Origin of the sequence: Pseudoalteromonas sp. 20-92, from assembly GCF_030847595.1 — a bacterium.
GTDB classification, from domain to species: domain Bacteria; phylum Pseudomonadota; class Gammaproteobacteria; order Enterobacterales; family Alteromonadaceae; genus Pseudoalteromonas; species Pseudoalteromonas fuliginea.
Genome location: NZ_JANJGQ010000005.1, coordinates 50,619 through 71,073, shown reverse-complemented (window position 1 = coordinate 71,073; position 20,455 = coordinate 50,619). Strand labels below are relative to the sequence as shown.

The window sequence follows — 20,455 nt, the reverse complement described above, 5'->3', positions numbered from 1 at the left end:
TAGTAGTGAGTTTATTTATAAGGGCTAATACTTGATAAACTAAAGTCACTTTGCATTATTACTTCGCCATCAACGCCTTTTAATTTAAGTGAAATAGTGGGATCAGTTTGCTGCCAATCAATGCTTAAATCACCATAATTTACGTTATGAGTAAAACTCCCTACTCGGTGTTTGTTAGGGCTTACATCTTTCCACTTTTCAGTTAAGCCAGAGCTGGTCATCTCAATTAATGGGTAATCAAGGTTTTGCTGATACTTTGATATTTCACCCCAGTGCGTATCGCCGCTGATGATCACTACCCCATTTACTTTATGCTTTTTAATCAATGCAAATAAACGGTTTCTATCTTCAGGAAAGTTTGCCCATGACTCCCAACCTGTAAAATCGGGTAAAAGCTGTAAGCTTGAGGCAATCAATTTTATTGCAGCAGGCTTTTTAAGCTCTTGTTCAAGCCATTGCCACTGGGCTTCACCTAACATGGATGCACCCTTCACTTCACTGGGACTATACGGGCCTTGGTTATTTAACTTGCGTTTAGTGTAGTATTCAAGCTCACCTACATGGTTTAGCGCATCACGATTCCAACGTAAATCAGGCATTATTACTTGTATGGTTTGCTCATTTTCACCATACATGTACGAGGTATAAATTCCATCAGGGCGAGTGCGACGCGCTGAGTTTACAGGTTCATCCCAAAAATTAAGCATAATTTGACGTGATAGCTCTTTATGCGGATACTCTTTACCGGCATCGTTTTGGCCATAATCGTGGTCATCCCACATAGCAATGATAGGCGTTTGCGCTTTTAACGTTTTAAAACCAGGCTTTGCCCCTAAACGTTGGTACTTATCGGCAAGTACATCCATATCGTTGGTATCGCCGTAAATATTGTCACCCAAAAATATAAACAAATCCCCCTGCTCTTTGTTAATTGCATTAAATATGGGTATGTTTTTATCTTGATGCCCACACGAACCAAATAGGATTTTAGATGGCGCGGCAGTAATACTTGCGCTAATAACCGAACTCAACGCCAAGGCAGTTAGGGTTAATGGTTTTAATAGGTTCTTCATTTTAAAATCTCGCTAATAGCAGGCGCCATATTTGAATTTATTTCATTTGGATTCTGCCCAAGCGCCTTTAAAACGGTCGCCGCTATTTGCGCTTGTTTAAGCTCATTTTTAGTTTTAATTAAGCCACTACCTTTTATTGCGGGGCCAATGGCTGCAAGCCAAATATGTTCAGAGCCGACAATTCCTTCTGGGTAGGTATTTTCACCTAACTCTAGCTCAGCAAGTGCACGTTTAGAGCTGTGATGTTGCCAATCGTTGGCATTATTGCCACGGCCGTGATCAGTAGTAATAATTAGTGTGGTGTTATTTTTATAACCTGCTGTAGTTTGAATGGTTGCCCATAAGTCTTTTATAAACGCGTCACTTTGCCTTGCCGATTTAAGGTATTGATCGTAATGTCCATCATGCGCAAAGTCATCGGTTTCGCCTAAACTTATCACTAACAACTTAGGCTTTTTAGCCAACATATACGCTTTAGCAAAGCGGTATGTAAAACTGTCTAGTCGTACGTTATGCCAAGGACTGGGGATTTCATTTTGTAACGCATTTAATAATGGCGCATCAGTGAATAAATTCTCTTCAATTGACATAAAACCTGCATTTACATACACGTTACTGCGCTTAGTATTTACAATGTATGGAAATACATCCCAACTGCCAAATAAGGCTGTGCTATCTTTAAACTCAGGTAACTTATCTAAACGCTCTAAAATAGTTTTATTTGGGTTGAGCACTTTGTTATTACTATTTATATTTTCGTCAACTTCACCGGTGAGTATTTCGTTATAACCAGGGTATGAAAAATACCACGGGTTACTTACCGACATAGTAGAGCTGTTAGCTCTATCGCCAATTATAATCCCTTTTTTAGCCACTACTTGCGTTAAAAAAGGCATTAGTAATTGCTGGCGCTCATTTGCTGTTTTTGCCCAAAACTGGGTCTTTAATTGCTCTGGCTTTTTAACAAAATCATTATTATTAATTAAGCTATTATCAGCCCCATTAAATACTTCTTGCCAGCGTACTCCATCAAGCGTTACCAGCACTACATTTTGCGCTGCTGTTGCAAAGTTACTCGCTAATACACTTAAGCTAAATAGTGTTACTTTTAAAATCGTTTTCATCGCGTTTTGCGCCCCTTCATATAATAAAGCCCATCAATGATGGGCTTTATTATAATTCAATTACTAAAACCTAATTAAAAGTCAGCGGTAAATGTAACTGCTGCGGTGCGAGGCGCGCCAATGTAATAAGTAGCGCCGTTACCAGTACCACCTGCTAAGTAGCTTTTGTCAGTAACGTTATAAACAACAAACGATACGTCAATGGCTTTAAAAGGACCTGCATCTACGTCAGTTGAATAACCTGCATTAAAATCAAGTACGGTGTAGCCGTCTACTTTATTACGCGTGCGAGTGTCTTCGTCTTGCCATGCACCTAAGCGCTCACCGGTGTATTTAGCCGATAAACCAACACGAAAGCCATCGCTAAAGTAATCGGTAGATACCACAAATAAATCCTCTGATGAATCTATTATGCTGTCGCCTTTTCTAAAGCTCGGTGCTACCTCATTACCACTTTCATCTCTTAATATTACACCCTGTGAATCGTATGCATTTGGATCATCCGATGAATACTCAGAACTGCTATTAGTATACGACGAGTACACGCTCCAGCTTGGTGTTAACATATAGCTTGCTGCAAGCTCGAGCCCATTTGAGTCAATACCCCCTACATTTACGTACGAGCCATTTGTACCAATGGTGTAATCAATCCCATCTGTGCCACTACCAGGGGCAATAAAGGTAATGCGGTTATCAAACTTAACACTGTAAGCCGTTGCTGTAAGGGTTAATCTGTCGGCTTGGTAACGTACACCAAAGTCGATGTTGTCGGCAGTTTCTGGCTCTATGTTTGTAAGTGTTGAGCTATCTCGCTCAAGTACACCGTCTTTAATTGCTGAAAAATTCTCGCTGTAACTGGCAAATAATTCTGTGCTGTTATTTAGCTGATACAATACACCACCACTAAATAACACGTCTGAATCGCTATCTACTTTATCTGATCTTTCGTTAGCAAAGTGGTCGTATTTTTGTAATTCAACTAAATATTGTTTTGCACCAATATTTAATGTTAAGTCACCAAAATTAATCGAGTCTTGTAGGTACCATTTGAATGTATCGGTATCAAAAGTGTTTTTGTATTGTGTCCAGTAAGGCGTGCTATCAAAGTGATGATAAATACGCGCATCAATTACTTTGTGCCAATCACGCGATTCATCACGTTCGCTTTGCTCATACCAAAAGCCCGCTTCGATATCGTGATCACCAAATGTAGCTTGGTAATTTGCCGTTACACCTAAACGATCTTTGTTGTAATGCGTATGGCGGTAAGACATAACAGGCGTTGCTGTTGCATCGTAACACGCAGGATTTAAACCAGGACCCGACTCCCATGGCCAGCTCAAACTTTGCGTACAATCGGCATTGGGTGCAAGCGGGTTGCCTTCACTATCAGCAAAACCATAAGAGCCTGCATTAGTGCCACCCTCGGTTGTTGGGTCGCCATTTTCATCAACAGGCGTTGTTAAATAAGGTGGGATCCAATCGCCGCGACCTGAATTTTTATGATAATAAGGACTAACGGTTAATAATGAAGTTGGCGAAATCGCGTATTCAAATTTTAAATAGCCTAAGGTATTTTCACGAAGCGTTCCCCAACCTTCTGCAAACATTTGGTCAAAATGCGGAACTCCTGTCCAATTCCATGTTAGCTGATCCCAATCGGGTGTTTGTTCAAACTGCTCAAGGCTTACGCTGTTATAGTTTGTCTCGCTTACATCATCGTAAGATAAACGACCAGTGAGCGTTAAATCGTCAAAATTAGATACAAACTTAAGCTCAGCGTGTTGGTTGTCTTTGCCCCCATTACTGCCTGAACCAATCCAGCGGCTTGTATCTGTTTGCGAGTAACTTACGTACGCTTGTGTGTTATTAAAAACAGTGCCTGTTTCGTGTTTAATATAATAACGCGTGGCATCGTGGCTGCCTGATGTATAAGCAAAGGTAGTGCCTTTTTCAAGGCTTGGGTCTTTACTTACAAAGTTAAATGTCCCGCCTAGTGCTTCAAGTGAAGCCGACTTAATATCAGAGGTACCTTGACCTACTTCTACCGTTGCTAAATTTTCACTCTCCAAGTAACGGTTAGCTTTAGCACCACCGCCGTAATTAGAGCCACCATTGGGAATGCCATCAACGGTCATTCCTAATTGTTGTTGGTTTCCATCAATACTAAAACCACGCATAGTGATTGTAGTAGACCAATCGTCGCCACCAAATGCATCACCTTCGTTTATGCTAATACCTGGTAAGTTATCAGTAACCGATAATATGCTCGATACCGAACTTTGCTGCTCAAGCATTGCAGGCTCAATAACATTGTTAGCGTAGCTCGTTGGTTTAGCTACAACGGTTACTTCTTCTATGGTGCTGTCGTTAGCATAAGTAGATGTTGATACCGCCATGGCAATAGCCATGCTCAATAGCGATTTGTTTTTTAAAGCGTACATTGTTGTCCCGTTTAGTTTTAATTATGAAATATGAAAACGAGCACAGTATGAATTTTAAATATGACAACGAGGATGAACTTTATTTACATAAAGGTTAAACAAATATGGAAGATTTATGGCGGGAATATGTACAAAAAAAGACACCCAAAGGTTTAACTTTGGGTGTCTTAATAACTAAATATAATAATTAGCTGTTACTTTAATTCAGCTAGCATTTCATCGCTGTAATTTACTAGTTCTTCACCGTTTGCAATTTTGCTAATGTAATCTGGATTTGCGATAAGTGGGCGACCAATCGCGATTAAATCAAACTTAGCATCGTTAATAGCCTCTTTGGCTGACTCAAAAGTATAGCTGCCTACGCCTACTAATGTACCTTTGTAGCCTGCACGTAAAAATTCAGACGTCGTTTTACCTTCAAGCGACTCAAACGCTGTACTGTCGTCAAAAATACCGCCGTGTAAGTATGCTAAATCTCTCTTCTCAAGCTCTGGTAATAAGTAATCAAATACCGCTTTATCACGGTTATCTTCGCTCATATTAAAGTAAGCACCCGGTGTTAATCTAAGTGCAGTACGATCACTGCCTACAGCAGCAATAACCGCATCGGTTACTTCTAGTGCAAAACGCGACATATTTTCAGGCGTTTGACCGTATTCGTCGCTGCGTGTATTTGCAGCGTAATGTAAAAACTGGTCAATCAAATACCCGTTAGCACCGTGAATTTCTACTCCGTCAAAACCCGCTTCAATCGCATTTTCTGCCGCTTTTGCGTAATCAGCTACCAGGCCCTTAATGTCATCTATAGTCGCTGCTTTTGGTGTGATGTATGTAAGCTCACGCATACGAGGTACTGAGCCTTCAACGCCAATTGCCGATGGTGCCAGTACATCGCCATCAAAAAAGTGAGGGTGTGCAACACGGCCAACATGCCAAAGCTGTGCAAACATTTTGCCGCCATTAGCGTGCACTGCGTCAGTTACTTTTTTCCAACCTTGAATTTGCTCACTGTTAAATAAACCCGGTGTATTTGGGTAACCTTGTCCATCTGGACGAATAATAGTTGCTTCACTAATAATTAAACCAGTTTCGGCACGGCGAGCATAATATTCAACCATATCTTGTGTTGGCACTAAGTTATCGTCAGCCATACAACGCGTTAATGGCGCCATAAGTACGCGGTTTTTAAGCTCAATCGTGTTATTTAGTTTAAACGGAGCAAGTAGATCGGTTGTCATTTTTTAATCCTTCATTAAATATATGCTTACTACAATGTGGCCTTTTTACAAACATTCAAGCTTATCTTGAGTGATCGCTCAAATTAGTGAGGACTTATACTGGTCAATATACAAATTAGATCTGCATTGCTGAAATTAAATAACAACTTTTCAACACTCTGTCATATAACTCGATATACTTGTGTGCATATAATTTAGATATAGTAATTAAGAGTGAGCTAATTATGACAACGCCAAATTTAAGTGAAGAACACGCAGTAATTTTAGGGCTTGGGGCAAAAAAACGCCTAGCCTATATGTTCGAAACCGTACAACAATTTAAACAAGTATGGATTTTAAACGATGATGATGGCTGCGTTATGCTTGCCAACGAAGATGACGACTGTGTTCCAGTTTGGCCAACTCGCGAATTTGCAGAGGCATGGGCAACTGGCGAATGGGTTGGTTGTAGCGCTAAAGCAATTCCACTTGCTGATTGGTTTAGTCGCTGGACACCAGGCCTTGAAGAGGATGATTTACTTATTGCTGCCTTTCCTACTGAGGAAGACGACGGCACGATATTGTTTTCAGATGAGTTTGAAAAACAATTAAGAGCACCGAAGAAAAAATATTAAGGTTCAAAGCCTAAATACTCAGAGTTCTAAAATTTATAAACGCGGCACTTAATTTAGTAGCCGCGTTTTTATTGGCAATATCTAAAATTCAAGTAAGCCTGCGTAATTGCATCTGGATTTTCTACTTGCGGATAATGCCCAAGCTCTACAAACTCTTGTACGCGCGCATTGGGGACCAGCTTTTTATAATGTTCAATCATGTGCTTACCAGAGATGGGATCTTCTGCGCCTGCTATAAACGTAAGTGGTATATTGCTATTTATGATGGCACCAACCCAACGCTCTCTGTTTTGCTGCCTCTGCTTTATATAACTGATAAGTTTAGGCATAACGGCTAAACCATCTTTATAAATTAGCAACTCCCAAAGTGTGTCTACCACTTGTTTTGAAGGCCGTGTACTTTTACTAAAAATAGTCACTAAATTATTGGCAAATTTTTGTTTATTCATTAATTTTGGCACTAGCCAACCAAACTTAGATAATAATAATTTTTGTATAGATAAGGGTTTATGCACTTCAGGAAGCAGACACTGTTTATTTTAAAGTCACTTTGGCTAACTACTTGCTTTGCTAATAACTCTTGAGCCACAGTATCGCCATAGTCATGAGCTAAAATATGTATATCATTAATATTTAACGTTTTTAAAAATTGAGTATATAAGTCGGCTTGTTCAGTAATTTTATAGCCTGCATTTTTAGGTTTATCTGACAAACCAAAACCTAGCATATCGAGTGTAATTACAAAATAATGTTCACTAAGCGCTTGCCACATACCTTCCCAGTCCCAACTAGCACTTGGAAAGCCATGTATTAAAAGCAGCGCAGGTTTTGTTACATCGCCGGCTACTTTTGTAAATATTTGATGACCATTAATTTGGGTAAATGAACCCTGAGACTGCCACTGCTGTAGGGAAACCATGTATTAGCTTAATTTTTATTATTTATTTATGTAGTTCTATCATAAGAGTGATATGAAGAGGTAATAAAATTGATATTTAGGAAAAATTTTAATCCGAAAAAATCAACAGCTCCTAAATAAATTTAAAAAGCGGCTAACTAAACAGTCAGTCGCTTTTTTTAACTATAAAAAGTTTATTAGCACAAAACCTTATACTCTTTTCGTATTTATAATAAATTTTTAAATAAGTAGATTAACGACCCAAGCTGATTTATTTTCTTTTTTAATTAGAACACATCTAAAAGTATGAACAAACCACGATTACAGCGCCTTAAATAACACATACTAAAACTTCAAATAATACTTTATAACTATATTCAACTACGTAGTCACAAATCAACTGCCCGAATATTAAACGATTGACATATTTATTAATGAAGTGTTAACGTCATAAAACACAAATGCCACCGGTGGCAATAGACATATAAGTATCATTTTTGTTACACACAACGCTCTTATATAAAGGAAAAATCATGAAAAGCATGAGACTCAGCACAATAGCAGCTGCATTATTATTAGCCCTTCCCTCTTATGGGCAAAGCTCTTCAACCGCTGATGAGCTTAACAATAAAGAAAAGCCGATCTCTAGTGCATTATCGAAACAAGACGGTAAACCTCAAACACCAGAAGATGATATTGAAATTATTAGTGTTACCGGTATTTACCAAGCTGATTTAAAAGCACGTGCACTTGAGCGAGACAGTAATGCATTTAGTTCAGTTATTGCAACTGATGACATGGGCAACTTTGTTGATCAAAATGTAGCAGAGTCATTAAGAAGAATGCCAGGTGTAACACTGGAAAGAAGTGAAGGAGAAGGGAAATACGTAGCTGTTCGTGGTTTAGGACCTAAGTTTGTAGCAATAAATATGAACGGTGCTGAGTTATCTGGCGCAGGAGATGACCGAAAAGTAGGTTTGGACGGTATAACGAGTGATTCTCTTGGTTCCATTGAAGTTTTTAAAACACTGACTCCTGACATGAACCTAAATTCAATTGGTGGTGCTGTAAATGTTAAATCGATCTCTGCTTATGATCGAGGTGAGAATACCCTAAAAATAAAAATTCAAGACGCTTACAATGAGCTGCGCGAAAAACACTCTCCTAAATTTAGTATTGATGGGACTCAATTGTTTCTTGATGACACCATTGGTATTGGGTTTGCCTTATCTTACGAAGATCGTAAAACACAAGTGGATGAAAATAGGCATCACAGTACCCGTGATTTAAATTTTTTAAAAGGTGGAATAGGCCTAACTGCGGAAGACATTGAAAGCGCACCTGAAATTTTAGCTCCTGCGCAATTAGAAAACCGCCGTGAAATAGCAAATAGGGAAAGAACTACCGCAACGGTTAATATCGAATTTAAACCAACAGACTCTGGTTTCTACTATTTACGTGCCAATTACTCAAACTATACAGATGAAGATATAGCACTACGTGAATTCTATAATTTTTATAATGGCGACCAAGATGACGAAGTTATTTATGTAAATTCAGAAACTAAAGAATTTGCACTGTCTGACATTGATGTAATGAACCAATATTTTGTTCAAGAAGGCGAAAAAACCACTATTAATATGAGTATTGGGGGTGAAAATTACGTAGGTGATGACTGGAAAATAAATTATGAGTATGCATATTCAAAAACAGATGATGAGTCTGTAGGTGACCGTCGTGTGCAATTTCGTGAAAGAGAAAATATTGTCTACGGCAAAGCGTCTAAAAACAGTATTGTGGCACGTGTACTTACTCCCGCAGAAGCCGCTGAGTTAGGCGGGTTTGCATTAAGTAACGAAGGCGATGTATTCAACGGTGAAGCTGATGGAGATTTAAGCGATCTTTCCAACATGGAATACGATAACTTGTTTATGGAGGACAGCACTCGTACTGACGAAATTAGTAGCTTAAAATTAGATTTAACCAAACAGTTTGACTCGGAGTATATAAATTATATCAAGTTTGGTGGTACCTATAATGAACGCGAGCACTATAACAACAAAGATCGCTGGAGTTATAGCATTGATGATAGTGACTGCAATGGGGATGAAACTTGTATTACTGTTGCGAACTCTAATATAACTAACTATGACTACGCAATACCTAATAATAGTGATTTCTCTTATCCGTTTGTATCTCGCTCGCAAATGGAATACATGGTTGATGCAACATCAATTACGCGCGAAAGTGCCACCGGTGGTGAAACGTCAATTGATAGTACTAAAGAAGATTATACATTAAACGAAGATACTTATGCCGCCTACGTAATGACTGAGCTACGTCTAGCGGATAACTTAAAAGTAATCACTGGGGTACGCTATGCGCACACTGAATTCTCATCCACTGGTTTTATGTCACTTGAGAATGATGATTGGAAGTTCGATGGTATAAACACACTCGATCTAGCTGTCCCCCTTCCCGAAAGTAGTATCACTTACAGTGAATATTTTCCGAGTATGCATATACGGTATGAGCCATATGATACGGTATTAGTACGTTCATCACTTTGGACTAGTTATACCCGACCTTCGTTTAAACAAGCACGTGGTTATGCGAAATTTGATAATGACATTAGCTTGTGTGATCCAGCCACCAATGACTGTTTTAATTCGCAGGATGGCCAAAGCGCACTTGATTTACAAAACTATGTTTTAGGCCCTGATAACGCATTACAAGTAGGTAATCCAAACTTAGTTGCAATGAGCTCAACTAACTTCGATGCATCAATTGGTTGGTATCCTTCAAAAGAACTCTTTATGGAACTTGCTGTTTTTTATAAGGATATTGATAATTTTATCGTTGATGTTTCAGGTATTCAAATGCGCTTGGATGAATTGCCTTTAACATTGCCCGTTAATCAAGTTTCTGAGTTTGCAATTTTACAAGACTTACAACTAAATCAAGTAGATATCACACTCAATGGTGACACTGCCACTGTATATGGTATGGAATTGAGCTTTAATCAATTTTTTGAAAATGGTTTGTTTTGGCAAAGTAATATGACGGTAGTAAGCAGTGAAGCAACACTAGACGATTCTATACGTGTAGATAAAATGCCACTACCTGGACAAGCAGATATTACTGCTAACATCTCTTTCGGTTGGGAAGATGACGATTTGTCACTTCGTTTAATCAGTAATTACCGTTCAAAAATCCTTGAAGAAGTTGGTGCTTGCCCTGCTTCTGCAAATATATCTGATCCCCACGAATGTAAAAAATGGGCGGATATATATCAAGACGCAATTACTACCGTAGATTTTAAACTCAAGTATGACTTTAGCAAAAACCTAAGCGCTTACTTTGATGCAATTAACATAACCGATCAATCTGATCTTCGCTATTTTGCAGGTAATGAGCTATCTGGTGGTGCTGTCCTGTATCAGCGTGAGAACTATGGACGAACCTTTCAACTTGGTATGAATTATAAATTCTACTAAATAATCTGAACTCTAAATAATAAATCTCTTAACCAGAGTACAGATTAAATACACAAAACTAAAAATTAGCACACTCTACGTGTGCATCACACACTGCCAACACAGACGCTAAAAAGTTCATCCTTGGAGGGATGTATGAAAACAAAAATAAGTGTAATCACCACATTATTACTCAGTACAATATTAACGGGATGCCAGGAAGAAAGTTCAATTAACGTTAAAGAAGCACCCGCCCCTGCTATTCAAGGAACCTTTGTAGATAGCCCTGTTGCAGGCTTAAGTTACACAAGTTTATCAGTACCTGATGGTGTAACCGATGCCAACGGTCAATTTAACTATTTTCGCGGCGAAGCGATTACGTTTGCAATAGGAGATATTGCGTTTCCATCTATTGCGGCAAGTAATATCTTGTCACCTTTAAATTTATTTTCAACCGATACTGTATTTCATCCTGCTGTTGTAAACAGCTTACGATTATTTCAATCACTTGATAGTGATGGCGATGTGAGTAACGGTATTACCATTAGTGCCACAGCAGCCGATGCAGCAACGATCAACTTATCAGAAGGCCAAACAATTACCGATTATTTTAGTCGTAGTGAAGATGAATTTGCGGCAGATGTAAACGTTTGGCTAGCAAATGCAGGCACACCAACAACGGAACTCATTGATGCTGATCAGGCTATATTACATTTTGTTGATTTTGTGTATAAGCAATACAACAGTACACAGCCTAATGCATTTAACTTGTCACTATTTACCGGTGATGTATACAACCCTTTGGTAAAAGGCAGTACTGCCGGTATTGAAATACTTAATTTTAGCCCCGCTGATGATACTAACTCCACGGGCACATTTACTAGAACAGCTGATGGTGAAATTATTGGCAACGGCAATTATGAATTTATATTTGGTGATCGCGTACTCGCTTTTACAACTGCTGTTAATGGTGAGTCAAATACACAATACCTAATTTCACGTTCATTTAATACGGTTGATAGTGTGTATAGTTTGTGCCACCAATCTGATGACGCATCGCTTAGCGACATGATTGCAAAATGCGATAGTAACGACGATGCTAAAAATAACATTATCGTATTTAGTGAAGAGCAAGCTGCCATTGAGCTTGAAAACCTCAACAATTTAGCAGAACAGAACAGCAAAGCACTTATTGAAGATTTTAACACCACCACTGAAGACTTCTTTAAGTCTACCTATAAAAGCGTAAGTGATGAGATTGGCAGTGCTGCTCTTTACTTCAAAACCGGTGGTAGCTTAGAACTTGATGCTGAAAATGGCAATATAGTGCTTGAAGGCGACCGCTTTAGTATTGGTAACACACTGCCAGGCAAAGAAACAAGCCCAAGTGACACATTGGGTAAAGGTATTTATAACTTAAGTGAAGGCTTTACAATTAGCTTTGATGTTATTGCCCATAATGATGCGGGTACTCTGTCATTGTATGTTGACAATAATACGACTGGCCAAGACAACTCAGTACATGGCAAAGCATCTAAATTTTATTCAAAAGCTATTACAGCTGAAAATTTACCTCAAGGTCAACGCTTTACATATACCTATAAACCAGGTGAAGACGTAGTAACAGGCCCTGATCTGGACAGCGAAAGCGCGCAAGGCGTATTAAATGCAGAGATTAAAAACTCATTTTTACAGATTCGAACTGATAGCGCGGCATCAATTACGTTAGATAATTTAGAGTTAATTACGGTTGCCACAGATGTACCTGAAATTGAAGAGCCTACTGATCCAACCACACCACCAACAGGGGGAGACACGACAACGCCATTCCCATTTGTTACTGATTTTACAACGGTAACAGGTGATTTATTTTCAACTGATTTTTCCGCGATTACAGCAGCTGACGGCTCTATCGTCCCTATGTTTAAAAAGACAGGTGGATCGGTTTCTGTTATTGATACCGGTTTAGAAATTAATAGTGGCCGCTTTACAATGGGTAATACAACGCCAAATGTAGAGACGACCGAAACAGATCAAAGTACAACTGGTAGCTTTGATTTATCGCGCCCCTATCAAATTTTGATAGATATCGTGAGTGTGAGCGATCCTGATGGTGATAATAACTTCCAAATTTACGTGGATAACAATACCTCTAGCAGCTCAAAGTCAATTCATGGCTCTAGCTCAAAATTTTACAATGAATTAATTAACACCTTAGTACCTGACACTACGCTAGTTGTTGAAGGTAAAGTTGCAACAGCAACTTCATTTTTACAGCTGCGTACTGAAAATGGCGGGACGGTTGTTATTAAAAATCTACGTATCGAATACTTAGACGATCCGAGCGTGTTTAAATGTAATAGCTCTCCTGAGCTGTATTTTTGTGATGACTTTTCAGCAGGCGATTTATCCAACTGGAAAATTATTGCAAAACCAGATAACACAGCGGGCGCCGTGGGTGAATTTGATATTTTAGATTTAAGTGGTAACAACGTTATGCGTTACACCGCCGGTGGTGTTGGTGGTGAGCTCATTTTAGCCACTGAAGACGCATTACAAAATGTGCCAGATACCGGTAACTACTTTTTTGAAGCTGATATTCGACCACGTCAAAACAGTACAACAGCGAGCAAACAGCTCTACTTAATGGCTCGTTATGAAAGTGAAGGCAACTGGCTTGCTGGTGGCTTAAATGTACAAAACTCGACAAGTAGCACACAAGTAGAAGTGGCTGTGACTGTTGACGGTTCTATTTCTCGACCTGTACAAGCTAAGTCTCCTATCTTATTAGGTGAAAAAGGCGGTACAACTGATGGCGTTTGGTATACCACCCGCTTTGAAATGATAGACTCAGAACTTACTGCATATCTGAATGGTGAAAAAATGGGCACAATTAGCGACAGCACGTATAGCGCTCGTGGCCTAATTGGTTTGTTTACTAACAACCGCTCATTTGAACTTGATAACGTTAAAGTCGGCGATCCAAGTATTAAGCCAATTCAATTAACCCTTGATTATAAAGATCCTGCATGGGATGCCAGTACAACCACTGATCCGCTCATAATTAATGTGACAGCAATTAAAAACGATGGTGTTACACCCGATACCTTCAGCGTTACATCGAGTAATAAAGACGTAGTGTCTGCTGATGTCTCAGGCGATGTAGTTACGTTAAGCCCGCTCAGTGCTGGTGAAGCAACGATTAAGTTTGTATCAGGTTCTGATGAAACAATAATCAGAACGATTGAAGTAAATGTTGTCGAAGGCTTTGTGATGCCAAGCACCGATTATGGTGACCTAAGCGGTAAGCTAATGCCTGAAAAATCAGCAAATAATCAATTTGTTGATACGTTAATTTCAATTGATTTTGATACTACCGGTGTAACACCAACCTTAGGTAGTCTTGGCGAAGTTAGGATTTATAAACAAAGTGATGACACTTTAGTTGATACCCTAAAAGTAGGTAAAAACATCGATGTAATTGGTTACCCTGGGCAAGATCGCATACGTGCTGTAAATTACTTCCCTATTAGCTTAGTGGACAATACATTAATCATTAAGCCTCGCAACAGTGTGCTTGAGTACGGCCAAACTTATCGTGTAGTTATCGGTGACGACGTTGTTACTGGTGCTAAATTAAATGACATGGATTTCGCTGGACTTGGCAATAACAGTCAGTGGACATTTACAACCAAAGTAAATACCCCTGCAGGAAATGAGCTACTCGTTGACGATAATGACGTTGCTGACTTTAGAACCGTGCAAGGCGCACTTAATTTTGCAATGCAGCATCTTGATAAAGATGAGCAAACAACGGTTTCAATAAAAGACGGGACTTACAATGAGCTGCTATTTCTGCGCAATAAAAATAATATAACGCTACAAGGTGAAAGCCAAAACAACACTATTATTCAGTACGAAAACTACGAAACACTTAATAGCGGTTCAGGTGGTAGCGCGGCACTTGGCGGTGGTACTCCAAACGGCGGCCGTAGTGTATTTTTGGTTGAAGGCACAGATATGCTGGTTATTAACAATCTAACGTTAAAAAACACGCACATTCGTAGTAACAGCGTATCAAATCAAGCTGAAACTATTTATTTCAATAGCCAATATCGTTTGGTTGCCAACAACGCAAACTTTATTAGTGAGCAAGATACCCTACTACTAAAAGGCTATACTTGGTTTTACAACACGCTAGTTGCCGGTAACGTAGACTTCATATGGGGATACCCAGTTACTTCGTTATTTGAAGATAGCGAAATACGTACCCTAGGTGATTCTAAAAATGGTGATCCAACCCAAGACACCAAAGGTGGCTACGTTTTACAAGCGCGTGTACCGGTAGAAACCGATCCTGGCTTTATTTTCTTAAACAATGAGTTTACCAATGGTCCTGGCCCTATTGGTAATGGCGTACTAGACAATTCAACATATCTTGCTCGCAGTAGTGGTAGCTCTTCATACTTTGATAATGTAACCCTTATCAATAACAAGTTTGATACCCACATTGCAACTGTTGGCTGGGCTGTTCAAGGTGTTGAAAATCAACCAGCTCCAAATCCAGAAGCACCTTCAGCAACAAGCGGCTGGCGTGAATACGGCAGCATGGATATGCAAGGTAACGTACTAGATTTAAGCACCCGTAATGGTGGTTATATTTTACAAACAAGTGAAGTAGCTCAACTGCTTGAACGTGATAGTATTTTTGCAAGTTATGGCGATGGCGCAGGGTGGACCCCAACCCCTTTACCAGTGCCAGTGTTACCTGACGAACCTGTAAAAGTAATACCTGTTAACGTGAATTTAGGATTTGCTGGTTATAACTTTGATGTGACCGGTGGTACTAATGGCACTGTGGTAACTGTAGATAATGGCTCATCATTAAAAGCAGCATTAAGTGAAGCAAAAGCAACCAGTACACCTATTATCATTTATGTTGATGGTGTTATTACTGATGCGAACAGTGGCGGTGATGGCTTATCAATTCAGATAAAAGATATGGATAATGTGTCTATTGTGGGCGTAGCAGATCGTGGTCATTTGGATGGTATTGGCATTGAAATTCGCAGAGCGAATAATATCATAATTCAAAATTTAAAAATTAATCAAGTGCTTACCGGTGGTAAGGATGGTATTTCAATTGAAGGTGATGAAAACGGAAGTACCTCTAATATCTGGATTGACCACAATGAGTTATATTCATCGCTAGACTCAGATCAAGATTTTTATGATGGCCTAATTGATTCTAAATCTGGCGCGCAAAACATCACAATTTCTTATAACTACTTACACGATAGCTGGAAAACCTCATTACACGGTCATAGTGATGATGACACCAGTACCAACAAAAATCGCTTTATTACTTTTCACCATAACCGATTTGAAAATATTGTATCGCGAGTACCCTTATTTAGATTCGGTCGCGGCCATGTATTTAATAACTACTACAACAACATTACCTCTAGTGCCATAAATTCACGTATGGGGGCGGAGCTTCAAATAGAAGGTAACTACTTTGAAAACACCAAAAACCCAGTGATCTCGTTTTATTCAGATACTATTGGCTATTGGAATACATCGGGTAACTACCTCAGTGATACCGTTACCTGGGGTGAAGTACCAGACGGTGACGTAGCGGGTGAAGTAACCGAAAATGGAATTACACCAACAAGTAGCTACCAAGTGCCTTATGAGTACACACTAACCCCTGTTATGGCTATTAAAGATCATGTTATTGCGCATGCAGGTATTGGTAAAATAGATCAAAGTGATTTAGATATCCCAACGATTGAAGAGCCTACAGAGCCGCCGATTCAAGAGCCGTTAGGGCTACCATTTACTGAAAATTTTTCTGCAAACAACGCTGATGAATTTTTCAGTAATCGTTACCGTGACTTATCAGGCCTTGCAGGGAGCAACACCCCCCTATTTCACCGTGTTACAGGCAGTGTTCAGGTAAGTAACGGAAAACTAACCATGACCGGTACACGTATTAGTATTGCAAATACAACACCGACCATTAACACCACGGGTGACGATACGCAAACAAGCGGATTACTAGACCTATCAAATAACTACCAAGTAACGTTCAAGGTGGATGCTGTAAGCGGTAATACAGCTAAAAGCTTTCAGATATACGTAGACAACAATACTTCAGGAAGTGCTAATTCAATACATAACGGTAGTTCTAAGTTTTACTCTATAAAGCTGGAAGATCTAGTACTGGGACAAACCTATACTGTTGATGGTTTTGTTGCCACACCAACCTCTTTTATAACTATCCGTACAGAGAGTGAGGCAACTATTACGATAGATGAACTAACAATTCAGTAACCTTCCCAAGTAAAAAGCCCTTTATGTTGATTCTATGGGGCTTTCATTTTTATATCTTTAATATAAAACTACATTTTTAGTTATTTCCTATTACACATAAGTCCAGCTCAAATAACACAATAAGTAACAACTTAAGATTAACATATTACCTCGAATTTAAGTCGATACAACTCTATAAGGTATTGTCCATTATATAAATTACAAAAAAAGCCTAAGTTGTAACATTCAAAATAAGTGCTATATTTAGTCCGAGCATAAGATACTAAACGCTTATATAAGTACATATAAAAGGACGAATGAATGCTTGCAAAAAGCAGGATTAATAATGGGCTTTTACTACAAGTAATCATCCAAATTATTATCCTCATTATAGGTGCTACTTTCACTTATTCTCAGCATATTCAATATCAACGCGAACGTAATGCTGTTATTTCAACGGCTCTAAACAACCGACTTTCCTTATTATCCACAGGTATCATCAATAGGGTTAATTTATATCAATATGGGCTATTCGGCTTAAAAGGATTTATACACGGTATTGGCATTGATAATTTAAATTATCAAGCGATGCAAAACTACTCAAATAGCCGAAATTATACTTTAGAATTCCCTAGTGCAGATGGTATCGGTTTTATTAAAAGAGTATCACCAGCGCATTTAGCTCAATTTTTAGAAAACGCTAAAAACGAGCGGCCCGATAATACCTTTAGTTTAAAGTCACTCAAAGACGACAACGATGAGCATTTTATTATTCAGTATATTTTTCCTGAAAAAAATAATTCAAAAGCACTGGGTCTTGATATTGGCTCTGAGAACATACGCCGACAAGCAGCACTCAACTCAGCAATAAACAATAGCACCCAATTATCGGCGCCAATTACCTTAGTACAGGCTGACAAAAAACCACAGCAAGGTTTTTTGATTTTACTCCCTGTATATCAACAAAATATCGTGCCAAAAAATACACAACACCGCCTAGAAAAATTAGTAGGTTGGACTTATGCCCCTCTATTAATTAATAATATTTTAGAGTCACTTTCTCAAGTAGACGAAAATAGTTTAAGCATCAGTGATTTAAATAACAGTACTGAATTTACCTTTTTTAATTACGGCAATAAGAATAATAACACCGCGTTTCAAACTTCTAATACTATCAATATTATGGGACGAAGCTGGAAAGTAACACTGTATGGTTCTCAATCTTTTATCGCCAACCTCCATTTAGCTAATAAATATCAAGCACTCGTTGATGGAGTCTTTTTAACCGTCTTCTCAATGTTTTTTATATTCGCTCTACAGCTATTTTTTTATCGCAGGGCACAAAGAATAAAACTCAAAGTAGAAGCCGCTAAAAAGCACGAACAAATACTTGAACAAGCAAATTCAAAACTAGAAATTGAAGTAAAGTTACGCACCCAACAAATAGCCGATATAAGTACTTTACAACGCAGTATTTTAGACAGTGCGAGTTACTCTATTATTGCTACAGACAAAGACGGCCTAATTACTGAATTTAATCCTGCTGCAGAGAAACTACTTGGCTACAAAGCCAGCGAAATTATTGGTATTAAAAACCCGAGTATTTTTCATGTAGAAGATGAAGTAGTTAAAAAAGCGCAGCAATTAACAAAAGAATTAAACAAACCTATTAAACCTGGCTTTGAAGTATTTGTAGTTAAAGCAACCCCCACCGAACCAGATATAAACCAATGGACATACATAGATTCTAACGGTAAGCATATCCAAATTAATTTAAGCATTACCTCATTGCTTAATAATAGAGGTCAAGTAGTTGGTTTTTTAGGTATCGCATTTGATTTAACACAGCAAATAAAACATGAAGAAGCACTTGCACAAGCAAAAGAATTAGCAGAGCAAAGCTCTAAGGCTAAATCAGAGTTTTTAGCAAATATGAGTCACGAAATTCGTACCCCAATGAATGGTATTTTGGGTACTTTGCAACTACTACAAGAGCAGCCACTTAATGAAAAATCACAAGAATATTTAAAAAAATCATTATACTCAACAAGAGCATTAACAACCATCATCAACGATATTCTCGACTTTTCTAAAATCGAAGCCGGTAAATTATCATTAGAAAGCATGCACTTTGAACTGAATGAGTTGATAAACCATTTAGAGTCGGATCTCGCACTTTTTGCTAATGAGAAAGGCATTTACTTACGTTTCATATCTAATATTGATCACAACTATTGGATAGGTGATCCGGTTAGGCTGAGACAGATTTTCATTAACTTAATCTCTAATGCCATTAAATTCACCCACGAAGGTGGTGTAACCGTTGAGTTTAAGTTAACTGACGATAATAAAATATACGGCATTGTTTCAGATACAGGCATTGGTATATCACAAAATGCAATTGATCGATTATTTGAACGCTTTGAGCAAGCAGAAACGTCTACTACCAGAGAATATGGTGGAACAGGGCTTGGCTTACCAATAACAAAATCGTTAATTAGCCTCATGAAAGGTGAAATTAAAGTGACCAGCACATTAAACTCTGGAAGCCAATTTTGTGTTTATTTACCACTGAAGAAAGCAAATATAAAAGCAATAGATCTAAATACAAAGTATTTAGAATTTCCTGATTTATCAAACAAAACAATTTTAATCGCAGAAGACAACAAAATTAATCAACTGGTTGCAACTGCAATGTTAGAGCCGACTAAAGCCAATATTGTAATAGCTAATAATGGGCTTGAAGCAATTGCATTATATGAATCGTTGTTACCTGACATTATTCTTATGGATATTCAGATGCCGAAAATGGATGGTTTTGAGGCCTGTAAAAAAATAAAAAAAATAAATAGTAAACAAGTCATTATAGCCCTAACGGCCAATGTTTTTACTGAACAAAAAGAATTGTATAAACAACTTTTTGATGGCTATATTTCTAAGCCTATTGAAAAACAAGAATTAATAAAAGCACTACATATGAATAATACAGAGGAAAACATTTGATATGCCTCAACAAATCAAGTTTAAGTAGATTGAATTAACAACATACTCCAAATTACTTTGTCGCGCCTAAACAATAGTTGAGCAGAGTTTACTTTACATTAAAAAGCCCAGTTAAATTAATAACTGGGCCTTAAGAATAATGGTGGAGGGAGAGGGATTCGAACCCTCGTTAGGGATAAACCTAAACACACTTTCCAGGCGTGCGCCTTCAGCCACTCAGCCATCCCTCCACAGTGTTGCAATTGTATAATGCAACGGCACGCTATAGTA

At 38.4% G+C, this 20,455-nt stretch carries 8 protein-coding genes, 1 tRNA gene and 1 pseudogene; 4 read left to right on the top strand and 6 right to left on the bottom strand.

Going from position 1 to position 20,455, the window contains the following annotated elements; genetic code table 11:
• Nucleotides 1–11: 11 nt before the first annotated feature.
• The 4 genes from NRL14_RS06905 to NRL14_RS06890 all read right to left on the bottom strand — a co-directional run bounded on the left by NRL14_RS06905 (nt 12) and on the right by NRL14_RS06890 (nt 5,879).
• A complete protein-coding gene (locus tag NRL14_RS06905; protein ID WP_306724306.1) occupies nt 12–1,073 on the bottom strand; it encodes an alkaline phosphatase D family protein in 1,062 nt (353 codons plus the stop codon).
• The gene (locus NRL14_RS06900) at nt 1,070–2,197 is read right to left on the bottom strand and encodes an alkaline phosphatase family protein (RefSeq protein WP_306724305.1); all 1,128 of its coding nucleotides are present in this window, start codon (nt 2,195–2,197) and stop codon (nt 1,070–1,072) included. The genes NRL14_RS06905 and NRL14_RS06900 overlap by 4 nt, the downstream gene beginning before the upstream one ends.
• 74 nt (nt 2,198–2,271) lie before the next feature.
• Complete coding sequence (locus NRL14_RS06895) at nt 2,272–4,641, bottom strand: TonB-dependent receptor domain-containing protein (RefSeq protein WP_306724304.1); 2,370 nt, start codon at nt 4,639–4,641, stop codon at nt 2,272–2,274.
• Nucleotides 4,642–4,835: 194 nt separating this feature from the next.
• Nucleotides 4,836–5,879 (bottom strand): alkene reductase, encoded by a 1,044-nt coding sequence (locus tag NRL14_RS06890; RefSeq protein WP_306724303.1) that lies wholly within the window; start codon nt 5,877–5,879, stop codon nt 4,836–4,838.
• 224 nt (nt 5,880–6,103) lie between these two features.
• Between NRL14_RS06890 and NRL14_RS06885 the strand changes: the two genes are divergently transcribed.
• The gene (locus NRL14_RS06885; protein WP_008139141.1) at nt 6,104–6,493 is read left to right on the top strand and encodes a DUF2750 domain-containing protein; all 390 of its coding nucleotides are present in this window, start codon (nt 6,104–6,106) and stop codon (nt 6,491–6,493) included.
• 68 nt (nt 6,494–6,561) lie between these two features.
• Here NRL14_RS06885 and NRL14_RS06880 read toward each other — a convergent pair.
• Nucleotides 6,562–7,412: pseudogene (locus tag NRL14_RS06880) on the bottom strand (alpha/beta fold hydrolase).
• 512 nt (nt 7,413–7,924) lie between these two features.
• On the opposite strand from NRL14_RS06880, the gene NRL14_RS06875 reads away from it, so the two are divergent.
• From NRL14_RS06875 to NRL14_RS06865, 3 genes are all read left to right on the top strand, one after another.
• Nucleotides 7,925–10,888, top strand: a complete 2,964-nt coding sequence (locus NRL14_RS06875) for a TonB-dependent receptor (RefSeq protein WP_306724302.1) — start codon at nt 7,925–7,927, stop codon at nt 10,886–10,888.
• Nucleotides 10,889–11,023: 135 nt separating this feature from the next.
• Nucleotides 11,024–17,203, top strand: coding sequence for a pectinesterase family protein (locus tag NRL14_RS06870; protein ID WP_306724301.1), 6,180 nt, complete (start codon nt 11,024–11,026; stop codon nt 17,201–17,203).
• 300 nt (nt 17,204–17,503) lie between these two features.
• Nucleotides 17,504–20,185 carry a CHASE domain-containing protein gene (locus NRL14_RS06865; protein ID WP_306724300.1) on the top strand — a complete coding sequence of 894 codons (2,682 nt, stop codon included), beginning with the start codon at nt 17,504–17,506 and terminating at the stop codon, nt 20,183–20,185.
• 140 nt (nt 20,186–20,325) lie between these two features.
• On the opposite strand, the gene NRL14_RS06860 is transcribed toward NRL14_RS06865, so the two are convergent.
• A tRNA-Ser gene (locus NRL14_RS06860) sits at nt 20,326–20,415 on the bottom strand.
• Between the last annotated feature and the right edge of the window lie 40 nt (nt 20,416–20,455).

Coding starts and splice junctions, on each gene's coding strand:
- NRL14_RS06905 (WP_306724306.1), bottom strand. CDS start 1,073: ATGAAGAACCTATTAAAACCATTAACCCTAACTGCCTTGGCGTTGAGT.
- NRL14_RS06900 (WP_306724305.1), bottom strand. CDS start 2,197: ATGAAAACGATTTTAAAAGTAACACTATTTAGCTTAAGTGTATTAGCG.
- NRL14_RS06895 (WP_306724304.1), bottom strand. CDS start 4,641: ATGTACGCTTTAAAAAACAAATCGCTATTGAGCATGGCTATTGCCATG.
- NRL14_RS06890 (WP_306724303.1), bottom strand. CDS start 5,879: ATGACAACCGATCTACTTGCTCCGTTTAAACTAAATAACACGATTGAG.
- NRL14_RS06885 (WP_008139141.1), top strand. CDS start 6,104: ATGACAACGCCAAATTTAAGTGAAGAACACGCAGTAATTTTAGGGCTT.
- NRL14_RS06875 (WP_306724302.1), top strand. CDS start 7,925: ATGAAAAGCATGAGACTCAGCACAATAGCAGCTGCATTATTATTAGCC.
- NRL14_RS06870 (WP_306724301.1), top strand. CDS start 11,024: ATGAAAACAAAAATAAGTGTAATCACCACATTATTACTCAGTACAATA.
- NRL14_RS06865 (WP_306724300.1), top strand. CDS start 17,504: ATGCTTGCAAAAAGCAGGATTAATAATGGGCTTTTACTACAAGTAATC.